This window comes from Nocardia sp. NPDC050718, from assembly GCF_040654235.1.
In the GTDB taxonomy this organism is placed as follows: Bacteria; Actinomycetota; Actinomycetes; order Mycobacteriales; family Mycobacteriaceae; genus Nocardia.
In genome coordinates this window covers 219,631-243,144 of sequence record NZ_JBFAHQ010000002.1, presented here as the reverse complement: position 1 = coordinate 243,144, position 23,514 = coordinate 219,631, and the positions used below count along the sequence as shown (strand labels likewise).

Here is a 23,514-nt window from a genome sequence, read left to right as displayed (position 1 = left end):
CTCGGAAAGGGGTGCTGGCGACGTGCGCGGATGCCTCGGCGAAGCAGGCAGCAGGCTCGACGGCCGGCTCCGCGATTCTATGCGCCCCGCACCCCCGCTCGCGCATCGGCCCTCACGGCGTCCACGGGTGGGACCGCGTCGAGCACGGCCGCGATCCGGGCCAGCGCGGCGTCGCCCGCCATCGCCCAGTGGGTGGCCTCGATCCCGTACCGGTGCACGTCACCGCCGATGACGCCGGCCCAGCTCGCCGCGCCGCGCGCGCCGGTGGGGTCGTCGAGGGTGGCCGCGAAGTAGACGAGGTCGCCGTGGAAGCGCTCGGGGCGGTAGGCGTCGACCATCGTCATCGAGGCGGTGGCGGCGTCGATGATGCGGGCGACGCGGGTCCGGTCGAGCGCGGCCAGTGGCCCGCCCGCCTCCGCGGCCGCGGCGGCGAGGCCCTCGGCGTCGAAGGCCACGTCGAATTCGTCGCCGGCGAGGCCGCCGAGCAGGTCGCCGACGGTGGGCAGCGGCGTCTGCTCGGGTCCGTCGCCGAGCCAGCTGTCCATCATGGCCAGCCGCGCGACCTCAGCGCCCTCGGCCTGCAGCCGGGTGGCGACGGCGTGCGCGAGCAGGCCGCCCAGCGACCAGCCGAGCAGGTGGTACGGGCCCTCGGGCTGGACCTCGCGGATGGCCGTGACGTAGCGCTCGGCCCAGGCGTCGATGGTGTCAGGCAGCGGTTCGTCGGCGGTGAGGGCGGGCGACTGCAGACCGTAGATCGGGCGCTCCGGGTCGAGGTGGCGGGTCAGACCGGCGAAGGACCAGGACACACCGCCCACGGGATGCAGGCAGAACAGCGGCGCGCCGGTGCCGTGAGCGCGCAGCGGCAGCAGCACCGCGAACGCGTCGTCGGCCGAATCGTCCTGGGCGCGCAGCCGTTCCACGACCACGGCGGGTGTCGGGTCGGTGAAGAACCACGCGACCGGCACCGCGACGCCCAGTGCCTCGCTCAGGCGCGCGGACAGCTGGACCGCGGTCAGCGAGTTTCCGCCGAGGTCGAAGAAGTTGTCGTCCATGCCGATCCGGTCCAGGTCGAGGACCCGGGCGAATTCTCCGGCGACCCGCTGTTCGGTCTCGGTGACCGGGCCGCGGTAGGCGGCCTGGCGCAGGTGCGGCCGGGGCAGGGCGGCACGGTCGAGCTTGCCGGAGGTGGTGACCGGGAACTCGTCGAGGACGAGCACCACGGCGGGCACCAGGTACCCGGGCAGTGCCTCGGCCAGTGCCGCGCGGACGGCGGCCGGGTCGAGCGGATCACGCTGCGCCACCGTCGATTCGGCGACGACGTAGCCGACGAGCCGGTCCGCACCCGCACCCGGCACCACGGCGGCCGCGGCCTGGGCGACGCCGGGGTGGTCCAGCAGCGCGGCCTCCACCTCGCCGAGTTCGACGCGCTGACCGTTGAGCTTGACCTGGAGGTCGCCGCGGCCCACGTAGTCGAGTGCGGCCGTGCCGTTCTCGCCGACGCGCAGGCGCACGAGGTCACCGGTCCGGTACATCCGGGCACCGGGCCCGGCGGACGGGTCGGGCACGAAACGCTCGGCGGTGAGCCCGGCCGCGCCGACGTAGCCGTGCGCGAGTTGCGCACCGCCGACGTACAGTTCGCCGGTCACGCCCGGCGGCACCGGCCGCAGCCGCGCGTCGAGCACGCGGAGACCGGTGTTCCACACCGGCGTACCGATCGGCACCGTCACGGTGTCGGCGTCGTCCACCACGTGGGTGCTCACCTGCACGGCGGTCTCCGTCGGCCCGTACAGGTTGACCACCTGCGCGCCGGTCAGTTCGCGCGCTCGCTGCGCCAGCGCCGCGGGCAGGATCTCGCCACCGGCGAATACCCGCCGCAGACCGGTCGCGGATGTCTCGTGGTCACCGAACGGCAGTGCGGTGCCGTCGGCCGACGGAAGTGCCGCGCCCGCACCGCCGTTGCGCACCGGCTCGGCCGCGGAAGGCCGGGCCGTCGACTCGGCGAGGTACGCCGCGAGCAGGGTCGGCGCGAACTGCACGGTGTCGACCCGCTCTGCGGCGATCAGGTCGGCCAGGTAGCGGGGGTCGCCGTGGCCGCCGGGGCGGGCGAGGACCGTGCGGGCGCCGACGCGCGACGGCAGCAGCAGTTCCCAGATCGAGGCGTCGAAGGTGATCGGCGTCTTGTGCAGGACGGTGTCACCGGGAGCGAACCCGAATTCCGTTGCCATCCAGTCGAGCTGGTTGACGATGGCGCGATGCGGCACCCCGACGCCCTTGGGCAGACCGGTGGACCCGGAGGTGAAGATCACGTACGCGGTGTGCTCGGGCAGCAGCGGCTGCACGCGCTCGGCGTCGGTGAGCGGTCCGGCCGGGTAGGCGGTGAGGTCGACCGTGTCGGCCTCCACCACATCGGCGCCGTCCACCGGGGAACCGATGACCGGCAGGTCGGCGCGATCACGAGAGGTGGTGAGCACGCACACCGGCTGCGCGATCCGCAGCACGCGGGTGATCCGCTCGGCCGGGTGATCGGGGTCGATCGGCACGTAGATGCCACCGGCGGCGAGCACCGCGTGCACCGCCACCAGCAGCTCAGGCGCGCGGCGCACCGCGACGGCGACCGCCGTGTCCGGTCCGACACCCTGGTCGACGAGGTGGCGGGCGAGCCGGTGCACCCGGTCCGCGACGTCGGCGTAGGTGAGCGAGACGTCGCCGTCGGTGAGCGCGATCGCCGTCGGCGTCGCCGCGGCCTGCCGGTCGAACGCGACCGGCAGCATCTCGGCGGGCACCGGATGCCCGGTGTCGCACCAGGTGTCGAGCAGGCGCCGATCGGCGTCGGTCAGCAGGTCGACCTCGCCGAGCGGACGGGCCGGGTCGGCGGTGACGGCGTCGAGGATCCGGACGTAGCCGTCGGCGATCCGCGCCGCGGTGGCGGCGTCGAACAGGTCGGTGGCGTAGGTGAGACTCACCGCGCAGCCGCCGTCGGCGGTGTCGGCGAGCACCAGGTCCAGGTCGAACTTGGCGACGGCGGTGTCGGTGTCGAGCCCGGTGACGGTGAGGTCGGGCAGGCTGACCTCGGTGGCCGCGGCGTCCAGGTTCTGGAAGGCGAGCATCACCTGGAACAGCGGGCTGTGCGCGGTCGAGCGGACCGGGTCGAGCACGTCGACGAGCCGCTCGAACGGCACATCGGCGTGCTCGAACGCGTCGAGGTCGACGCGGCGGGCCTGGCGCAGCAGGTCGGTGAAGGACGCGGCCGGGTCGACGGCGGTCCGCAGCACCAGGGTGTTGACGAACATGCCGACCAGCTCGTCGAGCGCCGCCTCACCACGACCCGCGACGGGCGTGCCGATGGCGATGTCGCCGGTGCCGCTCAGCCGGGCCAGCAGGGCGGCCAGCGCCGCGTGCGCGACCATGAACGGGCTCGCGTCGCCACGGCGGGCCAGCTGCCCCACCCGCCGCCAGATCTCCGGCGGCACCACGGTGTCCACGCTCGCGCCGCGCTGCGAGGCGACCGCGGGACGCGGCCGGTCGACGGGCAGCTCGAGCAGGCCGGGCAGCCCGGCCAGTTCGTCGCGCCAGAACCGGATCTGCCGGGCGGCGACCGAGTCCGGGTCGTCCTCGCTGCCCAGCACCGCACGCTGCCACAACGTGTAGTCGGCGTACTGGACCGCCAGGGGCGCCCATCCGGGGTCGGTGCCCGCGCGCCGGGCCAGGTAGGCCCCGGTGGTGTCGCGCAGCAGCGGACCGGCGGAGAAACCGTCGGCGCTGATGTGGTGGATCACCACGACCAGCACGACGTCGTCGGGCGCGCTGCGCAGGACCCGCACCCGCACAGGCGGCGCGACGGTGACATCGAAGCCGCGGCCGATCTCGGCGGCCACCATCGCGGGCACCGCGATCGGGTCGACGGTCTCCACGACCGGGGTCGGCACGAACTGCCACACCGCCTGATGACCGATGCCGTCGATCGCCGGGTACGCGGTGCGCAGCACCTCGTGCCGGTCGAGCACATCGGCGACGGCGGCGGCCAGCGCCTGGGCGTCCACGTCGCCGCGCAGCCGCACCGCGATCGGGATGTTGTAGGCCGCCGACGCCGGGTCGAGGCGGTTGAGCAGCCACATGCGCTGCTGGGCCGCCGAGAGCGGGATCCGGTGCGGGCGGCGGGCGGCGGTCAGCGCGAGGCCCGCGCCGCTGCCCATCCGGCCCGCCAGGGTGTCGGCCAGGTCGGCGACCGTGGTCGCCTCGAACAGGGCGCGCACCGGCACCCGGGCCGACAGTGCCGCCCCGAGGCGGGCGGCGACCCTGGTGGCGATGAGCGAGTTGCCGCCGAGTTCGAAGAAGTCGTCGTCGAGACCGACCTGCTCGCGGCCGAGCACCTCACCGAAGACCTCGGCGACGGCACGCTGGGCCGGGGTGACCGGCGCCCGGAACGGCCTGGCCACGAATTCCGGTGCGGGCAGGGCCTTGCGTTCGAGCTTGCCGGAGGTGTTGAGCGGGAACGCGTCGAGCAGCACGATCACCGACGGCACCATGTACGACGGCAGCACCGTCGCCAGCGCCGAACGCAGCTGCGCGGCATCGAGTTCGGTGCCGGGCACCGGCACCGCGTAGCCGACCAGCCGGTCGCCCGCCGGGCTCGCCGACACCACCGCCGCGGCCTGGCTGACCCCCGGCAGGCCACCCAGCGCGGCCTCGATGTCGCCGAGCTCGATGCGCTGACCGCGGAACTTCACCTGGAAGTCGATGCGCGCCAGGTAGCTCAGGACGCCGTCGCGGTTCCAGCGCACCAGGTCGCCGGTGCGGTACATGCGCTCGCCCGCCGCGCCGAACGGGTCGGCGACGAATCGGTCGGCCGACAGGTCGGGCCGCCCGAGGTACCCACGGGCCAGCTGCGCACCCGCCAGGTACAGCTCACCGGCCACGCCGGGGGCGACCGGCCGCAGCCGCTCGTCGAGCACGTAGACCCGGGTGTTCCAGGCGGGCACCCCGATCGGCACGGTCTGCCCAGTCGCCCCCTCGGCGGGCCAGGCGGTGACCGAGACGGCGGCCTCGGTGGGTCCGTACAGGTTGTGCACGGCCGCGGCCGAATGCGCGGCGAAGGCGGCCACCGTGTCCGGGGTGAGCGCCTCGCCGATCGCGAACACCAGTCGCAGGCTCGCCAGCTGACGCGCGTCGCCGTGCGCGGCGAACATCGCCAGCATCGACGGCACGAAGTCGGCGACCGTGATCCCCCGCGCGGCGACCAGGTCGGCCAGATACAGCGGGTCGCGATGTCCGTCCGGGGTGGCGAGCACCAGGGTGGCGCCCGCGGCCAGCGGAGCGAAGTAGCCCCACACCGACAGGTCGAACCCGGCGGCGGACTTCTGCAGGTACACGTCATCGCCGTCGATCCCGTACCGCGCGAGCAGCCAGGCGATCTGGTTGCGCACCCCCGCGTGACTCATCGCCACGCCCTTGGGCCTGCCGGTCGAGCCGGAGGTGAACAGCACATAGGCGAGGTTCGTATCCCGCAGCGGCGCACGGAGTTCGGCAGCGGCCACCGGATCCGCCGAGTAGACCGACGTATCGACGGTGTCGACGACGACGATCCGGGGCGCGGGCGCCACCATGGCCGCGATGCCGGTCCCCGTCGACGACTGCCGATCGAAGTAGTCGCGCGCGGTGGACAGGACCAGGTGGGGGCGCGCGGTGTCGAGGACCTGGGCGATGCGCTCGGCCGGGTGATCCGGGTCGACCGGCACGTACGCGCCGCCCGCGGTGAGCACCGCGTACAGGGTGACGACGAGGTCGATCGAGCGGCGGATCGCCACCGCCACCAGCGCGTCCGGGCCGACGCCCTCGGCGACGAGATGCCGGGCCAGCCGGTTCACCCGGGCGTCGAGCTCGGCGTAGGTCAGCTCGGTGTCCTCGAAGACGAGCGCGGTCGCCGACGGATTCGCCCGCACGCGGTCGCGGAACGGGGTGAGCAGCGTCGCGGTGCGGTCGATCTCGTGCGCGGTGGCGTTCCACTCGGTGAGGATGCGGGTCCGCTCGACCGGCTCGAGCACGTCGATGGCGTCCAGCGGCGTGTGCGGCGCCGCGGCGACGGCGGTGAGCAGCCGTTCCAGCCGGCCCGCGAGGGCGGCCGCGGTCTCGGTGTCGACGACATCGTGGGCATAGGTGAGCACACCGGTGACACCGCCCGCGGCACCGTCGGCGGCGTAGGTGTCGCTGACGATCAGGTGCAGGTCGAACTGGGACAGCTCGCTGTCGGTGTCCAACGCGGACACCGTGATCCCGGGCAGCGCCAGTTCGGCGCGCTCGAAGTTCTGGAACGAGAAGCCCACCTGGAACAGCGGGTGCCTGGCGGTGGAGCGGGCCGGGTCGAGCACCTCGACGAGCCGTTCGAACGGGACGTCCGCGTTGGCGTACACGGCCAGGTCGGTGGCGCGCTGGCGGGCCAGCAGCTGACCGAACGTCTCCCCCGCCACCAGCCGGGTGCGGAAGACCAGGGTGTTGACGAACATGCCGATCAGGTCCTCGAGCGCGGCCTCACCGCGCCCGGCCACGGGCGTGCCGACGGTGATGTCGGCGCTGCCGGACAGGCGTCCGAGCAGCGCCGCGAACGCGGTGTGCACGACCATGAACAGCGTCGCGCCGGATGCCCTGGCCAGCTCGGTCAGCCGGGCGTGGGTGCGCGCGTCGAGCGTGACCGGCACCGTGCCACCGGCGAGGGTGCGCACGGCCGGGCGGGGCCGGTCCAGCGGGAGGGCCAGTTCGTCCGGGAGATCGGCGAGTTCGCCGCGCCAGAAGTCGAGCTGGCGGGCGGCCACCGAGCCGGGGTCGGCTTCGTCGCCGAGGGTCGCGCGCTGCCACAGCGCGTAGTCGGCGTACTGCACCGGCAGCGGCGTCCACGCGGGCGCGGTGCCGTCGCGACGGGCCAGGTAGGCGGTCATCAGGTCGCGGACCAGCGGCGGGACGGACGAGCCGTCCGCGCTGATATGGTGCACGACCACGGCCAGGACGGCCTCGTCGGTGTCCGCGTGGTCGCGGTCCGCCTGCTGTCCGGCGGTGAGCCGGTACAGCACGACCTGCCAGGGGACTCCGGCCGTCACGTCGAACGTGGTCCCGGCCAGTTCGGTGACCGCCGCGACGACCTGGTCGGCCGGGATGTCACGAACCCGCAGGGCGACACCGGCTTCAGAGGTGGACAGGATCTGCTGCACCGGGCCGTCGGCGGTCTCGGGGTAGTAGGTGCGCAGCACTTCGTGGCGCTCGACGAGATCGCCGACGGCGGCGGCGAGCGCGTCGACATCGAGCACACCGCTGAGCCGCACCGCGATCGGCACGTTGTATCCGGCCGAATCGGGGTCGAACCGGTTGAGGAACCACATGCGCTGCTGCGCGGGCGAGAGCGGGAGCACGGCGGGCCGCTCCCCCGCCACCAGTGCCAGCCGGGCGGTGCCCTCGGCGCTGTCGAGCGCAGCGGCCAGCGCGGCCACCACGGGGGTTTCGAAGATCCGTGCCACCGGGACCTGCCGGTCCAGTGCGGCGCCGAGCCGGGCGGCGACTCGGGTCGCGATGAGCGAGTTGCCGCCGAGGTCGAAGAAGTCGTCGTCGGCGCCGACCGTATCGAGGCCGAGCACGTCCGCGACCACCCCGGCCACCAGCTGCTCCGACGGCGTCGCCGGAGCGCGGAATTCGCGCGCGGCGAGTTCCGGCGCGGGCAGCGCACGCCGATCCAGCTTGCCGGAGGCGTTGACGGGCAGCGCGTCGAGCACCACGAAGGCGCTCGGCACCATGTAGGCCGGAAGTGCTTGCCGCAGTGCGGCCTTCACCGCGTCCAGGTCGATCGCCGAATCGGCGTTCGCTGGGACGAGGTAGGCGGTGAGGTAATCGCCGGTGCCGTCGTCGCGGACGGTGACGACAGCCCGATCGATGGTGTCGAGGCCGGACAGGATCGCCTCGATCTCCCCGAGTTCGATGCGCAGGCCGCGCAGCTTCACCTGGAAGTCGGTGCGGCCCAGGTACTCCAGTTCGCCGGTGCGGGTACGCACGACGAGGTCGCCGGTGCGGTACATGCGCTCACCGGGGATCCCGTACGGGTTGGCGACGAAGCGGTCCGCCGACAGGTCGGGGCGGGCGAGGTAGCCGCGGGCCAGCTGGACACCGGCCAGGTACAGCTCGCCGGGCGTGCCGACCGGCACGGGGCGCAGGCGGGCGTCGAGCACGTGCAGGGCGGTATTGGCGACGGGCGCGCCGATCGGCACGGTGACGGTGTCGGCGTCGGTGACCTCGTGGAAGCTGACGTCGACGGCGGCCTCGGTCGGCCCGTACAGGTTGTGCACCGCCACCCCGGGCACCAGCGCGCGCAGGCGCTGGGCGTCGGCGGCGGGCAGCGCCTCACCGGAGGCGAACACCTGGCGCAGCGACCCGCACGCGGCGGCCCGTGGTTCGGCGAGGAACGCGGCCAGCATCGACGGCACGAAATGCGCGACATCGACACCGGTGCGGGTGATCACCTCGGCCAGGTAGGCGGGGTCGCGGTGCCCGTCGGGGCGGGCGACGACCAGGGTGGCGCCGATCTGCAAGGGCCAGAACAGTTCCCACACCGACACGTCGAAGGTGATCGGCGTCTTCTGCAGCACCACGCCGTCGGCGTCGAGCCGGTAGGCGTCCTGCATCCAGACCAGGCGGTTGACGATCGCGGTGTGGCTCACGGCCACACCCTTCGGCTTGCCGGTCGAGCCCGAGGTGAACAGCACGTAGGCCAGGTCCGCGGCGCGCAGCGGCCGGATCCGGTCGGCGTCGGTGACCGGGTCGGCGGCGAATCCGGACAGGTCCAGGTCCGCCGGATCGAGGACGCGGGCGCCGGGGAAGCCCGCGCCGGCGAGCACGCACACCGGCGCCGCGGTCGCGAGCACGTCGGCGATGCGGTCGGCCGGGTGGTCGGGGTCCAGCGGCAGGTAGGCCGCGCCCGCCGCCTGCGCGGCGTAGACGGCGACCAGCAGGTCGATGCCGCGGCGCAGGCCGACGCCGACGGCGGCGCCGGGGCCCACGCCCTCGGCGATCAGGAATCGCGCCAGACGCGCGACCCGAGCGGCGAACTCGCCGTAGGTGATCCGCAGGCCCTCGAAGTCGAGGGCGACGGCGTCGGGGGTGCGCAGGGCTTGCGCGGCGAACATCGAGACGAGCGTCGCCTCGGCGTCCAGCGGGGCGGCGGTGTCGTTCCATGCCGCCAGCTGGGCGGTTTCGGCGGGATCGAGCAGGTCGATCTCGCCGACCGGCGCGGTCTCGTCGGCCACCACCGCGGCCAGGACACGCACGAAGCGTTCGCCGAAGGCCACGACCGTGGTTTCGTCGAACAGATCGGTGGCGTAGCGCAGCCAGCCACGCAGACCGGGTTCGCCCGCGGTGCCGGTGATCTCGTCGATCGCCAGCGACAGGTCGAACTGGGTGGTCGCGGCGGGCAGGGCGAACTCGCCGATGCGCAGGCCGGGCAGGTCGATGCCGGTGTCGTCGCGGTGCTCGAACGCGAGCATCACCTGCACGATCGGCGAATACGCGGTCGAGCGCGCCGGATTCAGCTCCTCGACCAGGCGCTCGAACGGCAGCTCGGCGTTGGCGAAGGCGCGCAGATCGGCGGCGCGGACCTCGGCGAGCAGGTCACCGAACCCGGCGGCCGCGTCGACGGTGGTCCGCAGCACCAGGGTGTTGACGAACATGCCGACCAGATCGTCGAGCGCGGCATCGGCCCGGCCCGCGACGGGCGTGCCCACCACGATGTCGGTCCCGGCTCCCTGCCGCGACAGCAGCACCGCGAACGCCGCGTGCACCACCATGAAGGTGGACACACCGTGGCGGCGGGCCAGCTCCTCGATCCCGGTCACCACGTCGGCGGGCACGTCGAACCCGACGGACCCGCCCGCGCCGGTCCGCACGGCGGGCCGGGGCCGATCGGTGGCGAGCTCCAATGCCGGTGCGAGCCCGGCCAGTTCGTCGCGCCAGTGCGCCAGCTGCCGCGCCAGCCGCGATTCCGGATCGGCGGCGTCGCCGAGCACCGCGTGCTGCCACAGGGTGAAGTCGGGATACTGCACCGGCAGCGGCTCCCACTCCGGCGCCGTCCCCGCGCTGCGCGCGACATACGCGGTGACGAGATCCCGGGCCAGCGGCGTGGTCGAGACACCGTCGGCGGCGATGTGATGCACCGCGAGCACCAGCACGTGCTCGACCTCGTCCACCCGCGCGTCGCCGCGAACGACACCGTCGGTGACCGTGCCGTCGTGGCGAGCGACGACGGACGTCACACCGTGACGAATGGCACTGTCGGACACCACGTCACGGCGAGTGCCGGCTGCGTGGTCCTCCGTGCCGTTGCGCAGCGCGAATCCTGGTGCCGCGCCGTCGAAGGCGGCACCGTTGCGGCCAGCGGGTGCGGCTGCTCGATCGTCCGGCACCCGCCGGAGCAGGGCAGCGCGGACCGGGGGCTGGGAGGTCAGGTCGTAGCCCGCCCCGATGATCGCGCGCACCGCGTCGGCCAGGTCCGCTTCGGCGACCTCGCGGACGTCGGCGACCGGCAGCACCCGGTCGACCGGGAGAACGACCTGGGTCGGCCCCTCGGCGTCCTCGGGGAAGATCGTCCGCAGCGATTCGTGCCGCGCGAGGACATCGCCCAGGGCCGCCCACAGGGCGTCGGTGTCCAGGTCGCCGGTGAGGCGCAGGGCGATGGGCAGCGTATAGACGGCGGAGTCGGGGTCGATCCGGTTCAGCAGCCACAGGCGGGTCTGGGCCAGCGACAACGGGATTCGGGCCGGGCGCGGGTCCACCACCGTCAGCGGCGGCAGCTGCTCGGTGTGGGTGACGGCGCGGACGGCGAGACCGGCGACGGTGGGGGCGTCGAACACGTCGCGCACGTCGAGCGCGCTGCCCAGTGCCGCGTTGGCGCGGGCGACGAGCCGCATGGCGAGCAGGGAGTTGCCGCCGATGTCGAAGAAGTCGTCGTCGGCGCCGACGCGGGCCAGCCCGAGCAGCTCGCCCACCACGGCGGCGAGCGTGGTCTGTGTGCCGGGGCGCGGCGCCACGTAGGCGGTGGTGACGGACAGGTCGGCGGCCGGGAGCGCGGCCCGGTCCAGCTTGCCCGCGGAGTTGAGCGGGACGGTGTCGAGCACCACCAGGTGGGCGGGCACCATGTAGGCGGGCACCCGGCTCGCGACGTGCGCGCGCACCACGGCGGGGTCGACCGCACCGGCGACGTAGGCGACCAGGCACTGTCGTCCGGCGTCGTCGGTCGCGGGGACCACGGTCGCGTGGGTGACGCCGGGCGCGTCGCCGAGCGCGGCCTCGATCTCGCCGAGCTCGATCCGCAGACCGCGGATCTTCACCTGGAAGTCGTTGCGGCCCAGGTACACCAGCGCGCCGACGCGATCGCGGCGCACCAGATCACCGGTCCGGTACATGCGTCCGCCGTCGGGCCCGTACGGGTCGGCGACGAAGCGGTCGGCGGTCAGGTCGGGCCTGCCCAGGTAGCCGCGGGCGAGCTGGTCGCCCGCCAGGTACAGCTCACCCGCGACCCCGGCGGGCACCGGGTGCAGCCGCTCGTCGAGCACGTAGGCGCGCACGTTCCAGCTCGGCCTGCCGATCGGCAGCTCGGTCTGCTCGACCGGCGCGGTGATCTGCTGGAAGGTGCTGGTGATCGTCACCTCGGTCGGGCCGTAGGTGTTGTGCAGTTCGGCGGGCACGGTGGCGAGCACGGTGGCCGCCAGCGCGGCGGGCAGCTCTTCGCCGCCCAGGTGCAGCATCCGCAGCCCGCTCAGGTCCTCGGCCAGCCCTTCGGCGAGCATCGCGGCCAGCACCGACGGCACGAATTCGGCGACGGTGACGCGTTGTTCGCGCACCACCCGCGCCTGGTAGGCGAGGTCGAGGTGCCCGCCGGGCCGCAGCAGGACCAGGGTGGCGCCGAGCAGCGCCGGGCACAGCAGTTCCCACAGCGAGACGTCGAAGGTCAGCGGCGCGCGCTGGAGCAGCCGGTCCGCCGCGGTCAGGTCGTATTCGCCACGCAGCCAGCACAGTTCGTTGACCACGGCCCGATGCGAGACCAGCACGCCCTTGGGCAGACCGGTGGAGCCGGAGGTGAACAGCACGTAGGCCGGGTGCGCTGGGTGCAGCGGGGCGAGGCGTTCGGCGTCGGTGACCGGGCCGCCGGGCACCGGAGGCTGCGCCGGGTCCTCGAGCTGCGCGACGGTCAGCACCGGGAAGCCGGAGCGCGACGCGGCGGCGAAATGCACCGAGGCCGTGGCGGATCGGATGCCCCGGTCGACATGGTCGAGGTTGCCCGCCGACGCGGCGACGACCAGGCGCGGCGCCGCGGTCTCGAGCACGTGCCCGATCCGGTCGGCGGGCTGGGCCGGATCGATCGGCACGTACACGCCACCGGCGGCGAGCACACCGTGCAGCACCACCAGCAGGTCGATCCCGCGCGGCACGGCGACCGCGACCGGGGTCTCCGGGCCGACACCGCAGTCGATCAGCCTGCGCGCGAGCCGGTTCGCCCGCGCGGCGAGCGCGCCGTAGGTGATCTCGTCACCCTCGAACACGGCGGCGACGGCGTGCGGATCGCGGGCCGCGGCCGCGTCGAGCAGGTGCGCGGCCAGCGGGGCACCGATCCCGAGTTCGGCGAGCGCGGGCGCGAGCGGCTCGACGTCACCGTGCGGGCCGGCGAGCAGCCGCGCGCGGCCGTCCTCGTCGAGGACGGGGAGATCGCCGACGGCGGTGCCGGGCGCGGTGACGGCGGCGCGCAACACCCGCTCCAGCATGCCGACCAGGGTCGCGATGGTGTCGGCGTCGAAGAGGTCGGTGGCGTAGCGCAGTTCGAGATCGAGGCCGTCGGCCGTGCCGTCGGCGCCGTAGTGGTCGACGAAGGTGAAGTCCAGGTCCACTTCGATCGGCGCGTCCGGCAGGGTCAGCCCGGACAGGGTCAGGCCGGGCAGCTCGAACGCGGTGGTGCGCTGGTTCTGCAGCGCCAGCGACACCTGGTACAGCGGCGCATAGCCCTGGGAGCGGGCCGGGTTGACCGCGTCGACGAGGCTTTCGAACGGCACGTCGGCGTGGTCGAAGGCGTCGAGGTCACCGGCGCGGATGTCGTCGAGCAGGGCGCTGAACGGCACGGCGGCGGGCACGCTCGCGCGCAACACCAGGGTGTTGACGAACATGCCGACGATGTCGTCGAGCTCACGATGCCCACGGCCCGCGACGGGCGTGCCGACGACGATGTCGGTGCCCGCGGACAGGCGCGCCAGCAGCACCGCGAGACCGGCGTGCAGCACCATGAACGGGGTGGCGCGCCGCGCGCGGGCCAGCTGGTCGATCCGGCGGTGCAGGTCGGCGTCCAGGGTGGTGGTGAAGGTGGCGCCCCGGTGGGAAGCGACCAGCGGCCTGCGACGGTCGGCGGGCAGGGTGAGCACGTCGGGCAGCCCGGTGAGCCGGTCGGTCCAGTAGGCGAGCTGGTGGGCCAGCGGCGCGTCGGGATCCTCCGCGCTGCCGAGTCCTTCGGTCTGCCACAGCGCGTAATCGGCGTAGTGCACGGCCAGCGCGGGCAGCCGCGGCTCGGCCCCGGCGGTGCGGGCCGCGTAGGCGGCGACCAGATCGCGGGTCAGCGGGCCCATCGACCAGCCGTCGGCGGCGATGTGGTGCACGACCAGCACCAGGATGTGCTCGGTCGGTGTCACCCGCAGCAGCTCGGCGCGCACCGGCACCTCGGTGGTGATGTCGAAACCGCCGTCGAGCGTGGCGCCAACGGCGGCGGCCACCGCCCCGGCGTCGACGTCGGTCACCGCGAGGTCGGGGACGAACGGCGCGCCGACGAGCTGGGTGGCCTGCCCGTCGAACTCGGGATAGGTGGTGCGCAGCGTCTCGTGCCGGGCGATCAGGTCGCCCAGGGCGCCGCGCAGGGCGGCGGTGTCGAGGTCGCCGCTGAGCCGGATCGCGACCGGGATGTGGTAGGCGGTCGAGCCGGGATCGAAGCGGTGCAGGAACCACATGCGCTGCTGCGCGGGCGAGAGCGGAATCCGCTGCGGCCGTTGCCCGGCCACCGGTCCCCGCCTGCTGCCGGTGCCGCGCAGCGCGTCCAGGCGCACGGCGAGCCCGGCGACGGTGCTCGCCTCGAACAGCTCCCGCACCGGCACCTTGGCGTCCAGGACGGCGCCGAGCCGGGCGGCCACCTGGGTGGCGAGCAGCGAGTTGCCGCCGAGGGCGAAGAAGTCGTCGTCGGCGCCCACGCGGTCGAGCCCGACCACGTCGGCGAAGGTCGCCGCGACGATCCGCTCGGTCGCGGTCGCCGGTTCGCGATAGTCGCGCTCCGGCAGTTCCGGCGCGGGCAGTGCGCGGCGGTCGAGCTTGCCGGAGCTGTTGACCGGCAGCGCGTCGAGGAAGACATACGCGCCGGGCACCATGTACGACGGCAGCACCGCCGCGACGGCGGCGTCCAGGTCGGCGGGCGACAGATGCTCGCCCCCGCCCCTGGTCGAATCACCTTCTGGGGCAGCCGCGACGGTATCGGGGGTGGGCACGATGTAGGCGACGAGCTGGTCCGGGCGGTCGGCGTCGGCGCGGACCAGCACCGCGACCCGGTCGACGCCGGGGACCGCGACGAGGGCGGCTTCGATCTCGGCGGGTTCGATGCGCAGGCCGCGCAGTTTCACCTGGAAGTCGGTGCGGCCCAGGTAGTGCAGGGCCGGTCCGGCGGGGCCGGTACGCCAGGCGACGAGGTCGCCGGTGCGGTAGAGCCGGTCGCCGGTGCCGAACGGGTCGGCGACGAAGCGCTCGGCGGTCAGGTGGGCGCGGCCGTGATAGCCGTCGGCGAGCTGGGCGCCCGCCACGTACAGCTCGCCGGGCACCCCGGCGGGTACCGGACGCAGCCGCGAATCCAGCACGTACACGCGGGTGTTGGCGACCGGGGTGCCGATCGGGGCGGCGGCGGTCGGCTCGGCGCCGACCTCGTGGGTGGTGACCTGGACGGCGGTTTCGGTGGGGCCGTACAGGTTCACGACGGCCGCACCGGTGGCGGTGCGCACGCGCTGGGCCAGCTCGGTGGTCAGCGCCTCACCACCGGCGAACACCAGGCGCAGGCTCTCCGTACGGACCGGCTCGGCGACGACGGCGGCCAGCACCGAGGGCACGTACTGCACGACGCTCACCGCGTGCCGCGCGGTCACCTCGGCCAGATACGCCGGGTCGCGGTGTCCGTCGGCGGTGGCCAGGACCAGGCGGGCGCCGGTCTGCAACGGCCACAGCAGTTCCCACACCGACGCGTCGAAGGTGAACGGGGTCTTCTGCAGGACGACGTCACCGGCGGTGAGCGCGTACTCCCGCTGCAGCCACCGCAGCTGGTTCACCACGGCCCGGTGCGGTACCGCCACGCCCTTCGGCCTGCCGGTCGAGCCGGAGGTGAACAGCACATAGGCGAGGTGGTCCGGGCGCAGCGGGGTGACCCGCTCGGCGTCGGCGATCGGCTGATCCGCGAGCTCCGCCAGGTCGAGGGTGTCGATCTCGACGACCGAATCCCCTACGGCCACACCGTGACCGGCGGCCGTCAGCACGCACACCGGTGCCGTCCGGTCGAGCACGTACGCGGTTCGCTCGGCCGGATGATCCGGGTCGACGGGCACATACGCGGCGCCCGCCGCCAGCACAGCGTGCACGGCCACGAGCTGATCGAGACCGCGCCGCAGGGCCACGGCGACCACCGAGCCCGGTCCGGCGCCCACACCGATGAGGTGCCGCGCCAGCCGATGGACCCGGCGCGCGAATTCCGCGTACGTCAGCGACTCGACGGCGTCCGGATCGTCGCCGAGGCCCTCCGCATCGACCTGCACCCGCTCGGCATCCACGACCACCGCGACAGCGTCCGGGGTGGCGGCGACCTGGTCGGCGAACAGCGAAGCGAGCGTGGCCGCGGGGTCGAGGACCAGGTCGGTGGCGTTCCAGGTGGTCAGGACCTCGGTGGCTTCGGCCGGGTCGAGCAGGTCGAGATCGCCGACCGGGCGGGCCGGGTCGGCGAGGACACCGTCGAGCAGGCGGTGCAAGCGGGTGGCGAATCCGGCGACGGTGCTCGCGTCGAACAGATCGGTGGCGTAGAGGAACGCGCCGGACAGGCCCGCGGGCGCGCCGTGCTCGTCGCGGTGCTCGGTGAGGGTGAGTTCGAGGTCGAACTTGGCGACCGAGGTGGGCAGGTCGACGCCGGCCACCGTGAGCCCGGGCAGGGCGAGGGCGCGCTGCGTGTCCTCGTTGAGCGACAGCATCACCTGGAACAGCGGGTTGCGCGCGGTGGAGCGCACCGGATCGAGCACCTCGACCAGCCGCTCGAACGGCACATCGGCGTGGCCGAACGCGGCGAGGTCGGTCTCGCGCACCCGGGCCAGCAGCTCGGTGAACGAGGCGGCGGGGCTGACCTCGGTACGCAGCACGAGGGTGTTGACGAACATGCCGACCAGGTCGTCGAGGGCCCGGTCACCCCGCCCCGAGACCGGGGTGCCGATCGCGATGTCGGTGGTCGCCGACAGCCGCGCCAGCAGCACCGCGAACACCGCGTGCGCGGCCATGAACACGGTGACGCCCCGCGCCCGCGCGAAGTCAGCCAGCGCCCGGTGGGTTTCGGCGTCGATGTCGATCGGGTGCAGCGCACCGCCGCGCGAGGCGACGGCAGGTCGCGTCCGATCGGTCGGCAGCTCCAGCTGCTCCGGCACGCCCGCCAGGGTGTCCGCCCAGAACGCCAGCTGCCGCGATGCCACCGATTCCGGATCGGCGGCATCGCCCAGCACACTGTGCTGCCACACCGCGTAGTCGGCGTACTGCACCGTCAGCGCCGCCCACTGCGGCACGTTCCCGGTGGCCCTGGCACCGTACGCGGTGAGCACATCGCGGATCAGCGGTCCGAAGGAGAAGCCGTCGGCCGCGATGTGATGCAGCACGATCACGAGCACGTACTCGGCGTCGCCGGAGCCCGATTCCGCGCCACGGCCGACAGCCGCCATCGCTCCCGCCGAGACCGCACCGGTCCCACCGGCCGAAGCCTCAGCCGCGCCGACGATCTCGGCCCGCGCGACGACCGCACCGGTCACGTCGCTCGACGCTGTCGCGGCCTCGGACTCCGCCGCGACGTCGGTGACGCGCAGCAGCGTGGCCCGGAGGGGCGCGTCGACGGTCAGGTCGAAACCCGTGGTGGCGCAGGCACGCACCGCGCCGGTCAGGGCCGCCGTGGTGACGATCTGCGGCAGCACCTCGGGGACCAGGCCGGTGGCGGGCAGGATCTCGGCGATCGCCCGGCCGTCGCGCTCGGGGTAGCGGGTGCGCAGGACCTCGTGGCGGTCCAGCACGTCGACGAGGGCGGCGTGCAGGGCGGCGACATCGAGGGCGCCGGTGAGCCGCACCGCCATCGGGATGTTGTCGGTGGCCGAGCCCGGGTCGAACCGGTTGAGGAACCACATGCGCTGCTGGGCGGGCGAGAGCGGCAGCGGGTCGGGCCGGGTGCCCGCGACGAGGGCGGGGCCGGAACCGGTGCCGCGCAGCCGGTCCGCGGCCGCGGCGAGACCGAGCACGGTGGCGGTGTCGAAGAGCTGCCGGACCGGGATGCGGATGTCGAGGTCGGTGCCGAGACGGGCCATCAGGCGGGTCGCCAGCAGCGACGTGCCGCCCAGGTCGAAGAAGTCGTCGTCGCGGCCGACCCGCTCCAGGCCGAGGACCTCGGCGAACGCGGCGGCGACGGCCAGCTCGGCCGGGGTCTCGGGAGCGCGATAGGCGGCGGCTTCGAAGACCGGCGCGGGCAGCGCGGCACGGTCGAGCTTGCCGACCGGGGTCAGCGGCACCGCGTCGAGGGCGACGATCGCGGCCGGGACCATGTGCGCGGGCAGGTGTTCGGCGGCGTGCGCGAGCAGCGTCGCGGTGTCGACGGAGGCTCCCGGAACCGGCACCACATAGGCAACCAGCACGGTCGCGCCCGCCTCGGTGCGATGCCCGAGGGTGGCGGCGAAGTCGACGGTGGCGTGCCGGGCGAGGACGGCGTCGATCTCGCCGAGCTCGATCCGGAAGCCACGCACCTTCACCTGGAAATCGTTGCGTCCCAGGTATTCCAGGTCCCAGGCGTCGTCGGTGCGCACCCAGCGCACGGTGTCGCCGGTGCGGTACATCCGTTCGCCCGGCGCGCCGTAGGGATTGGTGACGAAGCGCCCCGCGGTGAGCGCGGGCCTGCGGTGATAACCGCGCGCCAGCTGGGCCCCGGCGATGTACAGCTCGCCGACGACACCCGCCGGGACCGGCCGCAGCCGCTCGTCGAGCACGAGCTCGGTGGTGCCCTCCACCGGCGCACCGAGGGTGATCGGCGTTGTCGCCGTGAGGGGTTCGCTGATATTGGTGACGATGGTGGTCTCGGTGGGACCGTAGCCGTTGCGGAAGACCAGGCCGGGGATCGCGGCGGTCCAGCGCGCCACCAGCTCCGCCGGGCACGCCTCGCCGCCGACGACCACGACCCGCAGCTCGTCGAGCCCGTCCGGGTTCACCGTGGCCAGCGCCGACGGGGTGATGATCACATGGGTCACCCGTTCGGCCCGCAGCAGTTCACCCAGCTCCGCCCCACCGAACACACCGGTCGGCGCGACGACCATGGTCGCGCCCGCGGTGACGGTCAGCAGCAGCTCGGCCACCGAGATGTCGAACGACGGCGACGCCACATGCAGCACCCGCGCGTCCGCCGACGCCACGTACCGCCCCGCCTGCACCGGCAGATACGCCGCGACCGCACCGTGCGGAATCACCACGCCCTTGGGGAGACCGGTGGTGCCGGAGGTGTAGATGACATACGCGGGATCCAGCGGATCGACCGCACGGCGCGTTCCGCGAGGACCGGAGACGAGCGGAGACGCACCCACCTCGAGCGCTGCCACATCGGCGTACACCGCCGCGGGCGCCGCCTCGTCACCTCCGGCGGCACCCGGTGTCCACCCGGCGTCGGCGGCACCTGACTCCGTGCCGAGCCGGTCCGACCGCTCGCCGCCGACGACTGCGTCGAGCACGACCCACCCCACGGTGGCGGGCAGCTCAGGGCGCACCAAGTCGACCGTGATACCCACGGCCGCACCGGAATCCGACAGCATGTGGGTGATGCGATCGGCGGGGTAGGTCGGGTCGACCGGCAGGAAGCCCGCGCCGGACTTCACGACACCCCAGACGGCGGTGACGGAGTCGGCGGAGCGCGGAATGCTCACGGCGACGAGGTCGCCCGCGCCGATGCCGAGGCCGGTCAGGTGCGCGGCCAGGCGCGAGGACGCGGCGTCGAGTTCGCCGTAGGTGAGGGTGCGGTCCCCGTCCCGGATCGCGATGGCGCCGGGGTCGGCGGCGGCGCCGGCCAGCACCTGCGGCAGCAGCGGGAACGGGGCGGCCTGGCCACCGGAACGGCTGGTCAGCTCGGCGAGTTCGGCGTCGATCAGCAGCGGCAGGTCGGCGACCGGGGTCTGCGGGGTGGCGGCGATCGCGGCCAGCAGGCCGGTGAAGCGGCGCACCATCCGGGCGACGGTGGACTCGTCGAACAGATCGGTGGCGTAGGAGAATTCGCCGGACAGACCGGTGGCGCCGGACTCACGCAGCGTCACCGACAGATCGAACTTCTCGATGTCGTAGGGCAGGTCGACGGCGGCGGCTCGCAGGCCCGGCAGCTCGAAGTCGGCCTGCGGCAGGTTCTGCAGTGACAGCGCGACCTGGAACAGCGGGTGGCGACCGGCCGAACGCGGCGGCGCGAGCACCTCCACCAGACGCTCGAACGGCAGGGTGGTGTGCTCGAACGCGGCCAGATCGTCGGCGCGGACCCGGCCGAGCAGATCGGCGAAGGATTCCCCGCCGCGCACCTCGGTGCGCAGGATGGCGGTGTTGACGAACATGCCGATGACATCGTCGAGCTCGGCGGCGCCACGCCCGGCGACCGGGCTACCGATCGCCACATCGGTATTGCCCGACAGGCGCGCGATCAGCACCGACAGTGCCGCGTGCAGCACCATGAACAGGGTCGCGCCCTGGTCGGCGGCAACGGAATTCAGCGCCGAGACGAGATCGGCGTCGAGCGCGAACTCGACCCGCCTGCCCCGCATCGACGCGACAGCGGGCCGCGGGCGATCGGTCGGCAGGTTCGACTCGTCCGGCAGTCCGGCCAGCGCGCCACGCCAGAACGCGATCTCCCGCCCGGCCCTGGACTCGGTGTCCTCCTCGGCCCCGAGCAGCGTCCGCTGCCACAGCGTGTAATCGGCGTACTGCACCGGCAGCGGCGCCCACTCCGGCGCCGCGCCCCCGGTCCGCGCGTAGTAGGCGGTCATGGTGTCGCGCACCAGCGGCCCGGCCGACCAGCCGTCCGAGGCGATGTGGTGCACCACCAGCACCAGCACGTGATCACCGTCGACCTCGTACAACCGCGCCCGCAGCGGCGGCGCGGCGGTGACGTCGAACCCACGCAGGATCACCGCGGCCAACACATCGGGAAGGTCCTGCGCCACAACACTGATGGGCGTGAGCACACCGGACAACGTCGACGCCGCTACCGTCTCGGCACCACCGACCTCCGGACCGTCCAACGCGCCAGCAGCGCCAGCAGCGCCAGCAGCGCCAGCAGCGCCAGCAGCGGGGAGCGTCGAGTTCGACTCGGCGGCAAGCAAGTCGAATACCGCCGACGGTGACAGGACGTGCTGGGTCCCGACCCCGTCGACCTCCGGGTACACCGTCCGCAGCACCTCGTGCCGGGCGATCAGATCGCCGACGGCGGCGCGCAGGGCGTCCCGGTCCAGCGCGCCGGACAGGCGGACCGCGATCGGGATGTTGTAGGCGCCGGTCTCCGGATCGAACCGGTTCAGGAACCACATGCGCTGCTGGGCGGGCGAGAGCGGCAGCACCTCGGGGCGCGGGCCCGCGACCAGGGCGGGCCGGTCGTCGATCGCGCCACCGTCGACCAGCTTCGCGAGCACGGCGACCGTCGGGCTGTCGAAGAAGTCCCGCACGTCCACGCGCACACCGAAGTTCGCCAGCAGGCGGGCGATGGCGCGGGTGGCGATCAGCGAGTTGCCGCCGAGCCGGAAGAAGTCGTCGTCCAGGCCGACGGTCTCGACCCCGAGCAGTTCACCGAAGAGCGCGGCCACGGCGCGCTCGGTGGCGGTCACCGGCGCGCGGAACTCGGCCGCCGCGACCCGGAAATCGGGCTCCGGCAGCGCCTTCCGATCCAGCTTGCCGCTGGCGTTGATCGGCATCGCGGGCAGCTGCACCAGCAGCGAGGGCACCATGTATTCCGGCATCGACGCCTTCGCGTGGACGACCAGCTCGGCCTCGTCGAGCGGCGCGCCGTCGACACTGACCACATAGCCGACCAGCGCCTCACCGGCGGCATGGCGATGCAGCACCACCGCCGCGTTGCCGACGCGCGGGTGCGCGGCCAGCACGGCCTCGATCTCCCCGAGCTCGATCCGCAGGCCACGCAGCTTCACCTGGAAGTCGGTGCGCCCCAGGTACTCCAGCTCGTCCCCGCCGGGCAGCTGCCGCACCAGGTCACCGGTGCGGTACATGCGCTCACCGGGCACGCCGAACGGATTGGCGACGAAGCGGTCGGCGGTCAGTCCGGGCCGGGCCACATAGCCGCGCGCCAGCTGCACCCCCGACAGATACAGCTCACCCACCACCCCGGCGGGCACCTCGTCGAGGTTCTCGTCGAGCACCAGCAGACCGGTGTCGTCGGCGGGGCCGCCGATCGGGACCGACACCTCGTCGGCGACGGTCACCTCGTGCGCGGTCACGTCGACCGCCGCCTCGGTGGGGCCGTACAGGTTGTGCAGCGCGGTCGCCGACAGCTTGCGCAGCCGGGTGGCGGTGGCGGCGGGCAGCGCCTCGCCGGAGGCGAACACCAGCCGCAGCGACGACAGGTCCACCGGCGCGGTGGTCTCGGACAGTTCACCGGCGAAGGCGGCCAGCATCGACGGCACGAAGTGGGTGACGCTCACCCGCTGCTCGGCGATCAGCGCGGCCAGGTAGGCGGGCTCACCGTGCCTGCCGGGTTCGGCGACGACCAGCCGGGCACCGATCTGCAAGGGCCAGAACAGCTCCCACACCGAGACGTCGAAGGTGTAGGGCGTCTTCTGCAGCACCACATCGGCATCCGTCAGCGCGTAGCAGCGCTGGCGCCAGTCCAGGTTCGCCACGATCGCGCCGTGCGTGACGGCCACGCCCTTGGGCCTGCCGGTGGACCCCGAGGTGAAGATGACATAGGCGGTGTTGCCCGCCCGCGCGCCGCCGTCGACCTCGGCGGGCGGCGCGGTCCAGTCGATGTCGTCGGTGCGCAGGACCGGCGCGCCGGGCAGATCGGGCTCGTCGGCGGCCCGGGTCACCACGACGATCGGCCGCGCCACCTCGAGCACATAGCGCAGCCGGTCCACCGGGTGATCCGGATCCAGCGGCACGTACGCGCCACCGGCGCGCACGATCGCGTGCACGGCGACGATCAGCTCCACGCTGCGCCGCATGGCCAGCCCGACCAGGGCCTCCGGTCCCACGCCGAGGGCGAGCAGCCGCGCGGCCAGCACCCGCACCCTGGCGTCGAATTCGGCGTAGGTCAGCGTCTGCGCGCCGAACTGCACCGCGACCAGATCGGGTGTGCGGGCCAGCTGCTCGGCGAACCGGTCGACCAGGGTCGGCGCCTGCCCCGCCACCGGCGGCTGCACACCCAGCGCGGCCATGGCGTCACCGGCCAGCGCGTCCAGCAGCAGCCCGAACGTCCCGTCGGCGGCATCGACCACGCCGGGGAACAGCTCGGCGAGCACGACCTGCACCAGGGTCTCGGGATCCAGTGCGCCACCGGTCAGCTCGGCCATCACCGTCAGCCGCGCGTCGAGGTCGGCGTAGGAGACCGAGGTGCCGTCGAACTCGACCGCGCTGCGGCCCGGCTCCATCGCCGCGACCGTCGCCACCAGCGCCGCCAGCTGTTCTGTTCCCGCGCGCGCCGGAGTGGTGTTGGTCATCTGGACTGCCTTCCATCTACCGACCGCAGGTGACGCCACGCGGCCGCAATACAACTCTCGGAACTCCCCGGACCCACCGGGGTGACGGGATCGGCGCGGGGCGGCCAACCTCGGGCACCCAGCCCGAAATCCGCCCTCTCACACCGGCACTCAGTGCGATCGGCTATGACACGATCGCGACCCACCGGCTCGCCGCCATGCAACCAGCTATGACTCGGTTATCTCCCGACCTCCATCGTCAACCCCGACACCTGACACCCGCGCCCGCAGACGAGAGAAGCGTATTCGGTCCGATAATAAACCGGACCAGATTCCGTCAAAATCTCGGTTCGGAGCCCCGGTTTCCGGCGCTGAGAACGGTCCAGCAATACGACCGCATACGCCGAGGGGACAGCTCTCGCCCGGTCGTCCGTCATGGACGGTGTGGCGGCTGTCGGCACAGGTTCACACTGTGTCGGGCAACACTATGTGAAACAACGTTGCATCAACGTTGCATCGCAGTGATTCACAC

1 protein-coding gene is annotated in these 23,514 nt (G+C 73.4%); it reads right to left on the bottom strand.

Annotated elements, in window-relative coordinates:
• Nucleotides 1-77 precede the first annotated feature (77 nt).
• Nucleotides 78-23,003: a non-ribosomal peptide synthase/polyketide synthase gene (locus AB0H54_RS10540; protein WP_357344576.1), complete on the bottom strand. Its 22,926-nt coding sequence runs from the start codon at nucleotides 23,001-23,003 to the stop codon at nucleotides 78-80.
• Nucleotides 23,004-23,514: the final 511 nt, after the last annotated feature.